The organism is Staphylococcus microti, assembly GCF_000934465.1.
In the GTDB taxonomy this organism is placed as follows: domain Bacteria; phylum Bacillota; class Bacilli; order Staphylococcales; family Staphylococcaceae; genus Staphylococcus; species Staphylococcus microti.
Window position 1 is genome coordinate 127,199 of sequence record NZ_JXWY01000033.1, and the last position, 16,780, is coordinate 143,978.

15 protein-coding genes and 1 riboswitch are annotated in these 16,780 nt (G+C 38.3%); of the genes, 11 read left to right on the plus strand and 4 right to left on the minus strand.

The window, feature by feature from the left end:
- Positions 1-18 precede the first annotated feature (18 nt).
- A riboswitch (SAM riboswitch) is annotated at positions 19-117 on the plus strand.
- 104 nt (positions 118-221) lie between these two features.
- The 6 genes from TP70_RS05440 to TP70_RS05470 all read left to right on the plus strand — a co-directional run bounded on the left by TP70_RS05440 (position 222) and on the right by TP70_RS05470 (position 8,804).
- Entirely contained in the window at positions 222-1,499 is a 1,278-nt protein-coding gene (locus TP70_RS05440; RefSeq protein ID WP_044360158.1) for an O-acetylhomoserine aminocarboxypropyltransferase/cysteine synthase family protein, read from the plus strand.
- A gap of 320 nt (positions 1,500-1,819) precedes the next feature.
- Entirely contained in the window at positions 1,820-3,388 is a 1,569-nt protein-coding gene (gene adcA / locus TP70_RS05445; RefSeq protein ID WP_044360159.1) for a zinc ABC transporter substrate-binding lipoprotein AdcA, read from the plus strand.
- Between the two features lie 553 nt (positions 3,389-3,941).
- Positions 3,942-4,880 carry a S41 family peptidase gene (locus TP70_RS05455; protein WP_044360161.1) on the plus strand — a complete coding sequence of 313 codons (939 nt, stop codon included), beginning with the start codon at positions 3,942-3,944 and terminating at the stop codon, positions 4,878-4,880.
- Between the two features lie 791 nt (positions 4,881-5,671).
- The gene (locus tag TP70_RS05460) at positions 5,672-7,510 is read left to right on the plus strand and encodes an LTA synthase family protein (protein ID WP_044360162.1); all 1,839 of its coding nucleotides are present in this window, start codon (positions 5,672-5,674) and stop codon (positions 7,508-7,510) included.
- A gap of 160 nt (positions 7,511-7,670) precedes the next feature.
- The gene (locus tag TP70_RS05465; RefSeq protein WP_044360163.1) at positions 7,671-8,426 is read left to right on the plus strand and encodes an SDR family oxidoreductase; all 756 of its coding nucleotides are present in this window, start codon (positions 7,671-7,673) and stop codon (positions 8,424-8,426) included.
- Between the two features lie 183 nt (positions 8,427-8,609).
- Positions 8,610-8,804, plus strand: coding sequence for a hypothetical protein (locus TP70_RS05470; RefSeq protein WP_044360164.1), 195 nt, complete (start codon positions 8,610-8,612; stop codon positions 8,802-8,804).
- A gap of 58 nt (positions 8,805-8,862) precedes the next feature.
- On the opposite strand, the gene TP70_RS05475 is transcribed toward TP70_RS05470, so the two are convergent.
- Both TP70_RS05475 and TP70_RS05480 read right to left on the minus strand, forming a co-directional pair.
- Positions 8,863-9,798 (minus strand): ketopantoate reductase family protein, encoded by a 936-nt coding sequence (locus TP70_RS05475; protein ID WP_044360165.1) that lies wholly within the window; start codon positions 9,796-9,798, stop codon positions 8,863-8,865.
- 126 nt (positions 9,799-9,924) lie between these two features.
- Positions 9,925-10,614, minus strand: coding sequence for an SDR family oxidoreductase (locus TP70_RS05480; RefSeq protein WP_044360166.1), 690 nt, complete (start codon positions 10,612-10,614; stop codon positions 9,925-9,927).
- Positions 10,615-10,822: 208 nt separating this feature from the next.
- Between TP70_RS05480 and TP70_RS05485 the strand changes: the two genes are divergently transcribed.
- From TP70_RS05485 to TP70_RS05505, 5 genes are all read left to right on the plus strand, one after another.
- On the plus strand, positions 10,823-12,124 hold the full coding sequence (locus tag TP70_RS05485; protein WP_044360167.1) for an anaerobic C4-dicarboxylate transporter family protein: 1,302 nt from the start codon (positions 10,823-10,825) through the stop codon (positions 12,122-12,124).
- Between the two features lie 406 nt (positions 12,125-12,530).
- On the plus strand, positions 12,531-12,773 hold the full coding sequence (locus TP70_RS05490) for a hypothetical protein (protein WP_044360168.1): 243 nt from the start codon (positions 12,531-12,533) through the stop codon (positions 12,771-12,773).
- Positions 12,774-12,807: 34 nt separating this feature from the next.
- Positions 12,808-13,725 carry an ABC transporter ATP-binding protein gene (locus TP70_RS05495; RefSeq protein WP_052502879.1) on the plus strand — a complete coding sequence of 306 codons (918 nt, stop codon included), beginning with the start codon at positions 12,808-12,810 and terminating at the stop codon, positions 13,723-13,725.
- A complete protein-coding gene (locus tag TP70_RS05500) occupies positions 13,718-14,446 on the plus strand; it encodes an ABC transporter permease (RefSeq protein ID WP_044360170.1) in 729 nt (242 codons plus the stop codon). The genes TP70_RS05495 and TP70_RS05500 overlap by 8 nt, the downstream gene beginning before the upstream one ends.
- Positions 14,447-14,450: 4 nt before the next feature.
- Positions 14,451-15,152 carry an ABC transporter permease gene (locus TP70_RS05505; RefSeq protein ID WP_044360171.1) on the plus strand — a complete coding sequence of 234 codons (702 nt, stop codon included), beginning with the start codon at positions 14,451-14,453 and terminating at the stop codon, positions 15,150-15,152.
- A 53-nt stretch (positions 15,153-15,205) separates the two neighbouring features.
- Here the strand turns inward: TP70_RS05505 and TP70_RS05510 are convergent, their stop codons facing one another.
- Both TP70_RS05510 and TP70_RS05515 read right to left on the minus strand, forming a co-directional pair.
- Entirely contained in the window at positions 15,206-15,442 is a 237-nt protein-coding gene (locus TP70_RS05510; RefSeq protein WP_044360172.1) for a hypothetical protein, read from the minus strand.
- A 321-nt stretch (positions 15,443-15,763) separates the two neighbouring features.
- The gene (locus TP70_RS05515) at positions 15,764-16,705 is read right to left on the minus strand and encodes a nucleoside hydrolase (RefSeq protein ID WP_044360173.1); all 942 of its coding nucleotides are present in this window, start codon (positions 16,703-16,705) and stop codon (positions 15,764-15,766) included.
- Positions 16,706-16,780 lie beyond the last annotated feature (75 nt).

Here is a 16,780-nt window from a genome sequence, read left to right on the forward strand (position 1 = left end):
GCATACCGTGATAAACATTTCTTATCAAGATTGGTGAAGGGACAGGCCCTATGAAACCAGGCAACCTATTGAATTAGGTGCTAATTCCTGCAGGTGACGCGACCTGAGAGATAAGTTAGACGGAAAGTAACAAGTAGTTAAGTTACTTGATAGGCGCACACCTTAATCTTTTGAAATGAAAGTTTTGGGTGGCGTCTTTTTTATTATAGGAGGTAATAACCATGACAGAGTCATACAAGTTTGAAACATTACAGTTGCACGCAGGTCAAGAAGTAGACGAATACTCAAAGGCACGCGCATTGCCAATTTATCAAACGACATCATATACATTTGATGATACGGCACATGCAGCACGCTTATTTGGTTTAGAAGAAGTTGGGAATATTTATTCAAGATTAACAAATCCAACAACAGCCGTATTAGAAACACGCGTTGCGGAGTTGGAAGGCGGGTCTGCAGGTGTTGCGGTCGCATCTGGTATGGCGGCAATCACATACGCGATACAAGCAGTGGCACAACAAGGTGACCATATCGTCGCAAGTGACAAGTTGTACGGCGGTACACACACATTATTCAATCATACATTACCCAAGTTTGGCATTGAAGTGACGTTAGTCGATACAGCTTCAGTTGAACAAATCGAGCAAGCCATTCGTCCGAATACGAAAGGGCTGTTTATCGAAACAATTGGTAATCCAGAAGGGAATATTGATGATTTTGATGCAATTGCAGCATTAACACAAAAACATGGCATTGTGTTCATCGTGGACAATACATTTGCGACGCCATACTTATTCCAACCGATTGCACACGGTGCCAACATTGTCGTGCATTCAGCAACGAAATTTATAGGGGGACATGGTACATCCATCGGTGGCGTTATCGTTGACGGCGGTAACTTCAACTGGGACAACGGTAAATTCCCAGGTTTGAGTGAACCAGATCCGTCATACCATGGCTTAATATTTCACGAAACGTTCGGACCAGCCGCACTAGCATTTAAAATTCGTACAACACTATTACGAGATACAGGTGCCGCATTATCTCCGTTCAACGCATTTTTATTAACACAAGGATTAGAAACATTGTCCTTACGTGTAGAACGTCATGTTGAAAATGCTGAAAAAGTCGCGCGTTACTTGGAACAACATGAACAAGTTGAATGGGTGAAATATGCAGGATTGCCATCGAGTGAGTATTATGCACATAAAGAACGCTACTTACCAAAAGGTGCTGGATCTATCTTTACGTTCGGCGTGAAAGGCGGATATGAGTCAGGTAAAAAGTTTATTGAAGGCTTATCACTTTTCTCATTGTTAGCGAACGTCGGCGATGCCAAATCATTGGTGATTCATCCAGCTTCAACAACACACCAACAGTTAACGGTAGAAGAACAGCATGATGCAGGCATTGAACCAGAAACAATTCGCGTTTCAATCGGGTTGGAACATGTCGATGATATTATCGCCGATTTAGAAAAAGGCTTTAACGCAATATAATATGAAAGACTTGGCAGAGTTTGGGAGCGGGACAGAAAGCTCATTTTTATAAAAAGCTTTCGTAGTCCCGCCCGGCAAGGGTGACTAGAAGTGAAAAAAGTTTATTAAAACGCATTTTCACTTCAGGCACCTACTGCCACTTAGTGATTTTCCCCTAATTATTTAAGATGATTTTCTTTATGTTCCAACCCCATCTGCCTTTTTTATGGATGCCATGTTGAAAAGTTATTAGGTAACTAAAAATTGACATTGCACATTTGTAGAGGCTCATGTATAATTTGAATCGTAATGATTACTATTTGGAGGAAGGCGTCCTATAAATGAAGAAAAGTTTAAAAGTAGTAGCTACCGCAGCATTAGCAAGTTCACTATTAGTCGCATGTGGACAGTCAGACGATAATAAAGCTGCTTCAGGCGACAAATTAAAGGTAACAACGACTGTTTACCCACTCCAATCATTCGTTGAACAAATTGGTGGCGAACATGTTGAAGTAGATTCTATTTACCCTAAAGGTGCGGACTTACATAGCTTTGAGCCGTCACAAAAAGACATTATCGATGCCAGCAAGTCAGATGTGTTTGTATACACAGGTGACAACTTAGATCCAGTAGCGAAAAAAGTAGCCGGCGCGATTAAAAAAGACGATCACAAGTTATCATTAGAAGAGACACTTGATAAGTCTGAATTATTAACTGATCAGCATGAACATGAACATGAAGGGGAAGACCATGATCATGAAGGGGAAGGTCACGACCACGAAGCAGAAGAACATGAACATCATCACCACGGTGGGTATGATCCACACGTATGGTTAGATCCAAACATGGACGAATCATTCGTTGAAGCGATTCGTGACGACTTAAGCAAGCGTGATCCAGAACATAAAAAAGAATACGAAGAAAATGCAGACAAGTTATTAAAAGACTTGGATAAATTAGATAAAGATATGAAAAAAGCGACAAAAGGCCATGAAGGTCACGCGGTATTCGTATCACATGAATCACTTGGTTACTTAGCAGACCGTTACGGTTTCGTACAAAAAGGCGTACAAAGTTTAAATGCTGAAGACCCATCACAACAAGAATTAACAAAAATTGTTGAAGAAATTAACGATACAGGTGCGAAATACATCTTGTACGAAGAAAACGTTGCGAACAAAGTAACAGATACAATTCGTAAAGAAACAGATGCAAAACCATTAAAATTCAACAACATGGAAGCTGTTTCTAAAGACCAAGCGAAAGATGCAACATATCAATCATTAATGGAAGAAAACATCAAAAACATTGAAAAAGCGTTAAACGATAAAATCAAAGTTGAAGATGAAAAAGCGGCAGATAAGCATTCAAAAGCAATTCAAGACGGTTACTTTAAAGATGACCAAGTGAAAGACCGTCCATTATCTGACTATGCTGGTGAATGGCAATCTGTTTACCCATTATTGAAAGACGGTACACTAGACGAAGTATTTGAACATAAAGCCGAAGAAAAAGGCGACAAGTCAGCAGAAGAGTACAAAAAATACTATGACACAGGCTACAAAACAGATGTTGAACATATTAAAATTACAGACGACAGCATTACATTTACGAAAAATGGTAAATCTGTAACAGGTAAGTATAAGTATGATGGCAAAGACATCTTAGACTACGAAGGTGGTAACCGTGGTGTACGTTACACATTCAAGTTAGACGGTAAAGCGTCTAAAGACTTACCGAAATATGTACAATTCAGCGACCACAACATCGCACCAGTTAAAACAGGTCACTACCACATCTTTGTAGGTAACGACCGTGACAAAGTTTTAAAAGAATTGGAAAACTGGCCAACATATTACCCAGCAGACCTTTCTAAAGAAGAAGTAAAAGAAGAAATGTTAGCACACTAATAATTAAACGACAAACACCTATGACAGGCGTCATTGCCCATCATAGGTGTTTTTGTCGTAGTGTGTAGCTGAGGCTGTTTATAGTCAGCGTCGTAGGGGAATGGTTATATAAAGGGGTTAGATGTGAACCGTAGTAACATCTATCTTAACCAAAGTAATTGGGTGATAATATGAAAATGGTAACGAGTTATTGGTTCAGCCTTTTTATCGCATTAATGTTTGTCTCATTTAGTACACCTATGACTGCTTTTACATCTATTAACAGCATAGGACATGGCATGGTATTTGTGTCTATTTTTGTGATAAAAGTAGTTGTGCTGTTCATAATATATAAAGTTGCTGCGACGCTTATTGTTAAAGCCTTAACTTAAATAATATTAAACGACAAACACCTATGACAGGCGTCATTGCCCATCATAGGTGTTTTTTCTCGTTTTGAAGGAAATAAATCAAGTGAGAGGCTTGTGTGACACACTTGATTCAAAGCAAATTTGATCATGAAATCGTGATATAATTGAACCGATAAGATGTAATGACATGAGGAGCGTGTGAGATGAAAAAAGTATTGTGGTGGACGGTCAGCATTTTAGCAGTGATTGTTGTGACACTGTTCTTTCTGCTCAAGACATATGGCCCTTACTATCAAATTTATGTAACAAAACCATCAACAAAAGACTATGTCAAAATTGCGTTAACACAAATGGAAAATCAAGGGCTTTACGCAAAAGGTGATGAGTGGAAACGTGCAAAAGCGGATGCATATAAAGCAACTGCGCATGCTAAAACGTATGATGAGACACATGATGCGTTGCATAAGGCGTTAAAAGTAGCAGGTGGCAAGCATTCGTTTCTTGAAACAACGCAACAACAAGATGAACATAAAAAGCAAGTTGCGTATCCAACGACAAAAATGCACGGCGAAACGTTAGTGCTAAACTTGCCGGGATTTATGGGCAGTGAGAAAGAGGCACAACGTTATGCGAAGAAACTGAATGACGCATTAGAAAAAGAAAATTATACAAAGGTCATCGTCAACTTACAGGACAATGATGGTGGCGATATGGGACCGATGATTGCAGGGCTGTCTAAAATAATTCCAGACGGTACGCTCATGTCATGGATTGATCGCGATGGCAATCACTTCGATGCGACGTTAAAAGATGGCAAAATAATGGGTGGTGGCACGGAAGTCCAAGTGAAAGCAGGCGCTAAAGATTTAAAGACGCCAGTGCGCGTGTTAATCAGTAACAAGACCGCAAGTTCTGGTGAGATTACCGCACTCGCTTTTAAAGGGCGTCCACATGCGCAGTTTATCGGTCAAGACACCGCAACCTATACAACTGCCAATACGACGATTCCGTTGTATGACGGGGCAGAAATGGTGATTACGAATTATAAAATTAAAGACCGCACAGGCGTGTATTATGAAAATGATCCAATTCATCCCGATATTGAGAGTGAACAAGCACTCGAAACGGCATTAACTTCATAACGTGACAAAAAGCATGTGAATCAAGACGTGTCATGAAAGACAGTCTTGTCACATGCTTTTTGCGTATCCCGGTCATTGACTCAATTTTCGTTGTGCGATGCGACAGAAACAGACATAAAAGTGAAAGATATGCGCCTATCCCTTTTATGAACGACTATCATCAAAATGGATAGACATGTTTAGGCGATGATGCGATGACAAGGCATCTATGTGCTCCCAGTCATAAATGCCTTGTGATTGACGCAAAGCTCCCACATACTGCGTCTTTGTTCGTATAACATATGCAGTGTGATGATAGATTTACTACTTTTATTGAAAGCTGTTACGTACAAAACGACGCACTAATTTGCCGCCTACCAACCATTAGCGACATGACAAATAGAGACAGTGCACGTGTTGTCTTGAATTTGTGTAATGTGTGTTTTCAAATTGTGGGAATATCATTGTATTTGATGACATCTTGGCGTAGAAGTGAGAACGAAACAGACCATTCAAAGGGTTGTAGCCACCCATGATAGAAGTATTTAGAAGTTGTGCAAACGCACGGGAATAATTTTAATATAAAAATGAATTATATTTAATTATATACGTGTTTTTAGTATAGCGTTGTCGTGTTATGAATGCAACTGATTTTTCATTCGCATGACAGCTTGGTTATCAGTGTGTGATTAGTGTAATACAATGTACACACTTTGTTCATTTAAACTACCAATAATTAGAATTACAATTTATTTGTTTGTAGTGTAAAATAAAAAGGTCATATATTAACAACTCGGAGGTATTAACAGAAGATGCAATGGCTCATTTATCTTGTAGTAGGTGTTATATGCACAGTGCTTGATGTCACATTGATCAGACGAACACGTGCAATCAAGCATCTCATTGCCAAATTTTTATTTTACACGATTACGTTAAACATTATCACACTTGGTTTATTTGTCATTGTTTTAGGACGTCCAGATAGTGTAGAAAGTCCAGTTTATACAACAGCATTTGCCGCACAGTATGTAGGTGTTGCATTGCTCATTGGCGTCGTATGGCTAGGTATTAAGTATTTATTACAACGTCAAACACTTATACAATTCCGTGAAGCAACTGTGAAGCGTCGTTGGCTCGATGTGATTGTTAAAGCACTGATTATGCTTTTCACAATTGTTGGCTTGCTCGTTGTATTTTTTGCAGATTGGTTTATTGATTACTTTGGTAACATTACGCCGGAACAATTTTTATTTAACTTGAAGTCGCCGATTAAAGGGACTTCGGACGGTATGGTAGCAGAAATCATTCGTACACCGATATTAAAGGCATTTTTCTTTGCGGTGCCGTTATTCATTTTAGTCGTCTATAACCGCTACGATGTCGTTGTAGCGAAACCACAGCGTACGTTGTTCAAGCGTACAGTCGGTAAAGTATTATTGCTACTTGTCGCATTAGCGGTGTTAGTATCTGGTGTCACATATGGCTCTCAAAAGTTACGCTTACCAGAAGTGTATGAAGCTTATGCGAAAGACTCACAATATATTGCGAAAAACTATGTCGCACCAACAGCGAAACAATATGAATTTCCTGAAAAGAAACGAAATTTAGTCCACATTTATTTAGAATCTGTAGAGAACTCGTATTTGTCTAAAGATTTAGGTGGCTATATGCATGAAAATCTGATGCCAGAGTTAACGGAACTCTCAAAAGAGGGCGTGCATTTCTCTGATACGAAAGCGCCATTCGGTGGGCCATATCAAACGTACGGTTCAAGTTGGTCTGTCGCAGGTATGATCAACATGGGTATGGGAATTCCACTTAAAATTCCAATGAATGGTAACAGTTATGGTAAGTCAGGATACTTCTTACCGGGTGCACGTGGACTTGGAGATATTTTGCAAGAGGAAGGTTACGAACAAACGATTATGTTCGGTGCCGATGCAGACTTTGGTGGTTTAACAACATATTTCAAATCACATGGCGACTTCAATATATGGGATTGGAAGTACGCACGTGATAATGGTTATATTCCAAAAGATTATAAAGTTTGGTGGGGCTTTGAAGACGACAAATTGTATGACTTTGCGAAACAAGAGATCACACGTTTGTCACAAACAGGAAAGCCATTCAACTTTACGATGGAAACGGCAGATACGCATTTCCCAGACGGTTATGTGTCTAAAAATACGCCAACGCCACGTGACAACCAATATGCGAATGTTATTGCATATTCAACATCTGAAGCGGTGGAATTCGTACGTTGGATTCAACAACAACCGTATTATAAAGATACAACGATTGTTATTACTGGGGATCACCTCAGCATGGATAAGAAGTTCTTTAAACACTTCGACCCAAATTATAAACGTGACATCTTCAACTTAATCATCAACCCTGCAAAAGAACCTGAAAAAGTGCAAAATCGTAAGTTTGCGCCATTAGACATGTTCCCAACGATTTTATCAAGCATGGGCGTAGAGATTAAAGGAGACCGTCTTGGTTTAGGTACAGACTTGTTCTCTGAAACACCAACATTGATTGAACGTGATGGTATTGACAAGTTTGATCATGAAATTAGCGTGAATAGCAACTATTACAACAAGCAATTTGTTAGTGAACGTGGAACAGGTAAACAAAAAGTAGAACAGTAACATAGCGTGAAGCAGGGCAGTGACTTTTTAAGGCTGTCCTGTTTTTATATTTAAAAGACAATTTTGTCATCGAATTGTCGTCATTATCGTGTCTGAACAGTATGATTTTAGGGGATACTATAAATGAAAACGTTTTATAAAATGGAAAGGTGGCAATTGTATGATTAATTTATCTGGACAAATCGCATTTGTAACTGGCGGTGCCAACGGTATTGGTAAAGGCATTGTCGAAGCATTGGCACAAGCAGGGGCAAAGGTAATGATCGGTGACATTGATACAGCAGCAGGACAACAAACGGCGCAAGCAGTAAACGGTCAATTTTATGAGTTAGATGTTACGGATAAAGCGCGTATTGAAGCGGTTGTCGCTGATATTGTGGCACAACACGGACGCATTGATATTTTGTCTGCGAATACAGGCGTGTATCCACAAATTGCGATTGAAGCCATGACAGAAGCAGACTGGGATTATATCCAAAATGTTAACCTAAAAGGAACATTCCTTGTGACACAAGCTGTTCTTGCGGTGATGAAGGCGCAAAATTATGGGCGTGTCGTATTAACATCTTCGGTGACAGGTCCTATAACAGGTTACCCTGGTTGGGCACATTACGGTGCGACAAAAGCAGGGCAACTTGGCTTTATGCGTAGTGCGGCTTTGGAATACGCGAAATATGGTGTCACAATTAATGCTGTACAGCCGGGTAATGTATTAACAGATGGCTTGAAAGCACAAGGAGAGGCCTATTTGGAAGGAACACGTAAAATTATTCCAACACATGAACTGGGTGAACCATTTGATATTGGTTATGCCGTAGCTTTCTTTGCAAGTCCACAAGCAAAATTTATTACAGGACAAAATTTAGTGATTGACGGGGGTCAAATTCTACCAGAAGAACCAGATGCCATTATTTAAATGACGTAAAAAGCGTGACACGATGACGGATAAGTATCGTTATGTCACGCTTTTGTTTAAAGTATAAATTATTCATATGAGATTGATTAAAAAATTAATTTATTGTAAAATTTAGTTAGACACATTTTTGTCACAAAAACAAAGGGGATTTATTATTTAGCTTTAAAAAAGGGGTTATATCATATGAATAATAAACTATTTTTTAATGTCATTTTGATTGCTGTACTTTTAATTGTATGTCCACCATTATTATTTGCAAAACCAATGGATGGTGAAATACTTTTATTTATGTTTGGTTGTATTGGTATCATTTTCGCAGTTGTAGATTTAGTTTTTACATTACGTTATATAGATAAATCAGATTTCACTGGTTGGTAATTCCAACAAATAAAGCGTGACACGATGACTGAGAAAGGTTGTCGTGCCACGCTTTTTACTATTTAATGTATTTCATTTCAAGCTGATGGATGAGGTGTGTCAACATATCGTTATTCGGTGTTGGAATATTCGCTTCACGTCCATATTTACTAATTTGTCCGTTCAAGTAGTCGACTTCGGTATAACGTCTGTTGTACAAGTCTTGATGCATTGATGGATAGTGTAAGCCTTGCGTTTCTTTCGGGTATGCAGCTTCAATTTTTTCAAGTAATGCTGCACCGTCCAGTTCGACGTTGCGTGCTTTTGCGACAGCGACAATTTCATCAATAATCGGTGTCACCATCGCACGTGCGTGTTCATAGCTACCGAATTCATAAATTGTTTTGTTTAAAATACTACATAATGGGTTTAACACACTATTCAATGTTGCTTTTGACCAAATAGATTGGAACACATTATCGCTGATTTTAGCGTTTAAGCCAGCGTCATTGAAAATTTTATTAATCGTTTCAGTGCGTTCATCCGCTTGCCCGTCAGCACGTTGTAGTTCAATGCTACCTTGACCTTCAAGTAAAATTTGTCCAGGTCCACGCATGCCAGCTGTCCACATTGTTACTGCTAAAAAGACTTGTTCATGTGGGACGATTTTTGCGAAACGTTCGTCGTGACCGAGCCCGTTCATCATCGTTAAAATGGCGGTATCTTGATGAATCGCTCCTTTGTCTTTTAACTGATGAATCATTGCTTCAGATTGCATTGATTTTGTGAGAATAACAATTAAATCAAAAGTACCTGTCACATCTTCTGGTAAAACTGCAGGAATCTCTACGATGTATGTATCTGTTTCTGTTTGTACTTCTAACCCCTTATCGTTAATCGCACGAACATGATCTGGCCACGCATCAATGAGTGTGACATCATAGCCTGCGCGTTTAATATAACTCCCGATACGGCTTCCCATAGCACCTGCACCAGCAATAGCAATTTTAGTCATTATATAGCCCCCTCATAATTGAATATGTAAACGTTTAATTTAAGTTTAGAAGTTTGTGGTAGTTATGTCAATTGTGTGAAAAAAAGCATCCCAACATTCGTTGAGATACTTTTCTAAAATAATATATTAAACAGGGCGCACGGTGATTTCGTTCACATTGACGTGTGCGGGTTGTGTGAGTGCATACAAGACAGCGTCTGCAATATTATTTGCTTCTAACATTTTGCGATCGCCAAAGTCATAGCTGGCGTTAAGTGGTGTGTCTACCATGCCTGGTGAGATGCTTGTAGCACGAATGCCTGTACGTGCGAGTTCTTTTTCAAGCCCTTGTGTGATCGCATGAACAGCTGCTTTCGTTGCGCTATAAAGCGTGCTGACTTTTGTGACTTCAAAGCCTGAGATAGATGCAATATTAATAATATGCCCGCTTGACTGTGCTTGTAAATGAGGCATCACGGCATGAATCGCATAGAGCGTCCCTTTAATATTGACGTCAATCATCGCATCCCAGCCCGTAACGTCACCTTTCGTTATCGCTGAAGAGGTCATCAGTCCTGCGCTGTTTACTAATATATCGACTTGACCGAAATGTGCAATGGTATGTTGAATCGCTTGTTCAACAGCTTCACGGTCTGTGACGTCTGTTGGAATAATAAGCGCATCTGTGAAATCATCTGTAATTTCATTCATTTTGTCTTCGTTACGAGACAGTAGCACGACTTTTGCGCCTTGTTCGTTCAGTTTTTGCGCAATCGCAGCCCCAATGCCACTACTCGCCCCCGTTACAACAGCTACTTTATTTTTAAGTGTTTCCATCAATTTTCCACCTTCCAGAACGTTAATATCATGGTTGTATCTCGTCCATAACCTAACACATTGAGTGGTTATAAGGAAACAAACTGCTTTATGAAGCATGTTCAGATGTTAACAAATATGTCAAAAAGCGTATAAAAAACACGTTATCATGCTGTTAGTATTGTGTTAAAATATTCACATTGAAAAAATGGAAAGAGGAAGAAAAAGAATGCTTCTTTTTAGTTTAGAAATCATCGTTATGGTGCTTGCGATCGTACTCGGTTTACGTACAGCAGGCGCACTTGGGTGTGGGATTTTTGCGATTGTTGCACAATTAGTTATGATATTTGGTTTTGGTTTGCCTCCGGGTTCAGCCCCAGTAACAGCTGTACTAATCATTTTAGCGATTGGTATTGCTGGCGGGACGCTTCAAGCGACAGGTGGTATTGATTACTTAGTTCACTTAGCCTCAAAAGTTATCGAGCGTTTTCCAAAGTCGATTATCTTTATTGCGCCAATGATCGTCTTTTTATTTGTTTTTGGAATTGGGACAGCAAATATCGCATTATCATTAGAACCGATTATTGCGAAAACAGCGTTAAAAGCACGTATTAAACCTAAAAAGCCATTAACAGCTTCTGTGTTAACGGCAAATATCGCTTTACTATGTAGTCCAGCAGCATCAGCAACAGCATATATGATTTCAGAATTCGCTGGGCTAGGTATTACAATGGGACAGTATTTATCAATCGTACTCCCAACCGCACTCATTAGTATGGTTATATTAAGCACTTTCGTGACACTCGTAGGAGAAACAAAAATGGACGAGCGTCAAGCGGAAACAATGCTTCAAAAAATTGTAAATGAAGATGCTACAAAAACATATTCAACACGCGTCAAAATCGGCGTATTGTCATTTATTATTGCAGTCGTTTGTATTTTAACATTTGGTATTTTCCCAGAACTTGGACCATCATTTAAAATGGACGGCGAGATCGTCAAGTTACAAATGACAGACCTTGTACAGCTCTTTATGTATATGAGCGCAATGGTTAACTTGTTATTAATTAAAATTCAGCCAAATGAAATTTTAAATTCGCATATTACACAAGCCGCTATCGGTGCTTTATTTGCGGTATTAGGACCGGGTTGGTTAGGTGCAACCATTTTTAGTGCGCCATCGAATCGTGACATTATGGAAACACAAATTGGTGGGCTCGTTGAACAAGCGCCATGGTTATTGATTTTATTCGTAGGCCTTGTATCTATGGTCGTTATTTCACAATCAGCGACAGCGTCTATTATGGTACCGATTGTGATAACATTAGGCATTCCGCCAACATTCTTCTTGGCAATAGTACAAACATTGAATGTAAACTTTGTCATTCCAGCACAACCGACAATCTTGTTTGCGGTAGATGTGGATGAAACGCGATCCACCAAAACAACAAGCTTCTTACTACCAGGCTTTTTCTTAATTGCCACAACAGTATGTGTTGGGTTAACAATTAAAACAATTTTAGGGTTATAATTGAATAGATCGTAATAATTAGACAAGCATGTTGATGGACAAAATCGTTACATCAGCATGCTTGTTTTATCATATATGCGTTTTAAGATGTAACAAGCGTATGACAACATGTTACAATCGTTCAACAATACCTAATTATTTTAATTTTGTCACACTTTATTATATAAATTTAATATAAAATAATGTTATAATACGTTTACAGTGTTAATTATTTTCATATTTTTAATGCTTTAGCCTACGTTCTCCCCATAGTAACGTGGGCTTTTTTGTGATGCTGTTTTTCAGAAAATTATACACAATAAGCGTGTGCAAATGTGACTATTTTATGAATATCATCTATATATTAAGGGTAAAAAGTTTAAGAGACAAAATAATTTAATTTAAACATGGATAGGAGATGGGCATGATGGGAAGAAAAATTTTAGCAGTGATTTTAGGAATTATTACGCTGGTAACAGCTTGGAGTACGATTCATATGTTTGTAGCGTTAGCACATACGGACAGTTATTTGAAGTTAGGTTACGCACCACTACCTATACAACTTGAAAATCCAAATAGTACAGTTATTATCGTTTCAGCCATTGTATATGCGGTGATGACGATTGTCTTTGCGTTAATCACGTTGAAATTAGCGAAACCTAAAAAATAGATCATACAAACATATCAAGAAGGAGGCAACTGTTTTGAATGTTGTTGAAACGCAAAATGTCAGTAAAAAGTTTGGGAGTTTTCAAGCTGTTCAAGATTTAAATATTCGTATTCCTGAGGGGCAAATATGTGGGTTTCTAGGCCCTAATGGTTCAGGAAAAACGACAACTATTCGTATGTTGTTAGGCTTAGCCAAGCCAACTGATGGGCATGTGAAATTATTTGATATGGCACTTGAAGATCATAAACAAGAGATTTTAAATCAAGTCGGTGCTTTAGTAGATTCGCCGTCTTTTTACGATCATTTGACCGGGTATGAAAATTTAAAAATCATGCAATATATTCACAACAATCGTGAAAATGAAATAGAAAATGTCTTAGAGATTGTCGAACTCACACATGCAGCGCATAAAAAAGTGAAAGACTATTCGTTAGGCATGAAACAACGCTTAGGTATTGCGATTGCACTTATGAACAATCCAAAATTAATTATTTTAGATGAACCAACGAATGGTTTAGACCCGAGTGGCATTAAGAAAATGCGAGAACTATTAATGAAGCTCGTTGAAGAACGCGGTATTAGTATTATCGTTTCAAGTCACAACTTATTTGAAATTGAACAAATGTGTAGCTATGTCTGTGTAATCAATAGTGGGAAACTACTGTTTCAAGGCGAGATGCAGACGTTATTGAGCGAGTACAATCAAGATAATGTGTATTTTATGACGGGCGATAATGAGAAAGCACAGTCACTTTTAGACGGTTTCAACACGTCAATTCAAAATGAACGCTTGCATGTACAAGCACATCGCAATGATATTCCAAAAATTAATAAAACGCTTGTCGGTCATGATGTAGATATTTACGAAATTTATCATGAAAAGTCATCGTTGGAAGACATCTTCTTAAAATTAACAAATGAACAAGTTGAAGGCGATGTTGCCGATGAATAGTTTGATAAAAGCAGAATTATTCAAAGTACCAAAAGTTCATTTTGTCATTTCTATTGTTGTGGCTGTGATTATTTCGGAAGCTTTAGCAATCGGCTTGTATACGTATAACCTACATTTTTCAGATGTTGAGGGAACAGCGTTACGTTATCTCATTTATGCAATCGCATGGTTTATACCAGTATTTTATTTATTATATGGCATATTCAGTGCGAAATTGGTATCGACGGAATATGAAAATAATATGTGGTCCGTGTTGCTCGTCAGTCAGAAAAGTAAAAACACGATCATCTTTGCGAAATTTTTAGTACTACTTATGTTGATGGTGTTAACGACTGTCATTTTTACAGTGTTACATGTAGTAATGAGTCTTTTAGTGACGGGAGCCATACCGCAACTTATGACTTTACTATACGTGATGTTTGGGGTGTTTATTGGTACGTTAGCGATGCAAGCCATTCAATTTTTCATTGCGTTAGTGATTGAGAACAGAGTGTATGTGATGGCATTAGGGATGTTATTTGCGATTGTTAGTTTGCTGATGCAATCAGAGACGATGCCGTTTAAAATTCCAGAACATATTATTAATGCAAAACACATATTATACCAAAACAACGTCATGTTTTTTGATACATCGTTTTTCGTGTATGGCAGTTATAGTGTGTTCGTATTTGTACTCGTATTAATCGTATCCAGCGCCTATATTAATCGAAAGGAATTTTAAGAATATGTTATTTTTGAAAAGCCAATTTTTAAAAATGAAACGCACGTCTATCGTGCCGATTATGGTCGCATTGCCTATTGTGACGGTCGCCTTATTTTCGTGTTTAGGATTTTTGGCAAATCAAACGGATACGCAAATTTTTCGTATTACGGCACTGCAATTATTTCTAGAAATTGTTTTGCCTTTCGCGATCACATTAATTATAGGCTTAATGTTTAGAATTGAAAGAAGACACCATGCATTTCAAAATTCGTTAATTTATTTTAAAAGCTTAAAAACATATTATGTCCTACATTTTCTGTTCTATGTTTTTATTGCCATTGTCATGTTATTGATTGCATACGTAACATACGTGGCGTGTTCTTTAATTTTTATGCAGAACGTGGATTTTAACGCATTGCCACTTTTACCTGTGTTAATCGTAACGTCATTGCCAGTCATTAGTTTCGTTTATATGTTGAATCACTTGTTCCAAGGCTTTGTGTTACCTGCTGTAATAAGTTTTCTGCTAACGATTGGCAACTTTTTCGTAGGGATTATAGGAACGTATGTGAGTCATTTATACTTTTATTCATTTTTAGTTTTTACACTGTACAACGGTTACAATAAAATCGTCTTAATGGTCATTTCAATTATATTGAGCGTACTCTTTTTAGTCATTGGTTACGTGAAATTTTCAAAATCAATGGAAAAAGGTCAGCTTTAATCTATAGAAAACCCCCTGACAGGGCATCCTGTGGGGGAAGATAGCCATCATATTTAGCTGTTGTAATAAATTAAATAAGCGATGAGAGCCAAGGCTATTAATAAACTAATGATGACTTGAAAGCTTCTTTGTCTCGCTAAATTGAAGATAAGCAAAATAATTGAAGTAACGATATATATGCACACACAAGCGATGACAAAATCAAATAAAAGCAAAATAAAGCCAATAACAATTAACGTATACACAAGGCCGTAAATCCAACGTTTTGTTGTATCATCATGATATGTCATTAGTGTCAGCTCCTTTAAGTATATAATATTATTTTAAATGTTTTAGAGAAAAAATAAAAATGAGTATAAAAAGAACTGCGATGTCATATTATTGTTACATCGAGTATAGAGAAAGTTATTAAGGGAGTCGTTCATTAGTTTCATACATTTTAGTTGGTACCGGCTGGCGCTATTAATAGGGGAATTTTGTTGAGGCGGTTACTTTTGTATTTCTATTAATCGCTTGGATTTTATTAGAAAAACCTAAGAAGTAACAAAAAAGGTCTGATTAAGTGTCGAAAAACATTTAATCAGACCTTATGCCTGTTTGCCCGCTATTGATTAATCACATGCTTTTTTAGCAAGGTCTGTGATATAGGCAAAAAAGGCGTCGTGGTCTACATGATAGACGAGGTTTAGTGGACGTCCGTTTGTGTCGTCAAGGTACGTACGTCCTTGGCTTGGTCCGTGTGTGATAACAGAAGCATGGACGGTTTTTTGACGAACGAGTTCTGGCTTGCCTGTATAAGCGGTTGTTAAAACGTCCCACAAGAAGTACGTTGAGTTTGTTTGGAAATGTGTTAACGGCGGAACAGCTGCATAGCTCACGCCAAGGAAGTCTACCCCAGTGTGTTCACGTTGATCTGCCCAGTATTGACGGATGGCAGGTGTGAGTGGCACTTGGTTTGTACTTTCCAAAGCGACCATATCGATAGGGATATCTGTTTCAAACACACGTGCGACTGCTTCTGGATCCCAGAAAGCATTCCATTCGGCTGTGCCATCATGTTCGGGTTCTTCTACGTTGCCTTTAGCTAAAAATGTGCCACCCATCCAAACGAGTCGTTCAATGTTGTTTGTGATGTCAGGTGCGACATCTAAAGCTTTCGCAAGGTCTGTCAATGGACCTGTGAACAAGAGTGTGACAGGTTGTTCAGATGCTTGTACTTTTTCGATAATGTCTTCATAAGCGTGTGTTCCAAGTGCATGTGATTGTACTGGGCGCTGTTCGTTTAAAATTGGGAGTGCGTCCATAAAGAAAGCATGCATACGCCAATCTTTTGGGAATGGATTTTTACCACGCTCATATGAGGTTGCGACATCGACTGGATATGTACTGAAGCGATTGATAATTTTACGTGATGCACTTTCAGCAGGTTCTACGTAACAATCGGCACCAATGGCACTGACGCCAATTAATTCGATATTATCCATATGTAATAGTAGGAAAAGTGAGATGAGGTCATCTACTCCTCCGTCATGGTTAAAGTAAACAGGTTTCATAAGGCAACTCCTTTTTGTGTGATAGTTCTATCATAAACAATGCGCTAGAAAAAATCATTTCACGTCTATTTGCGT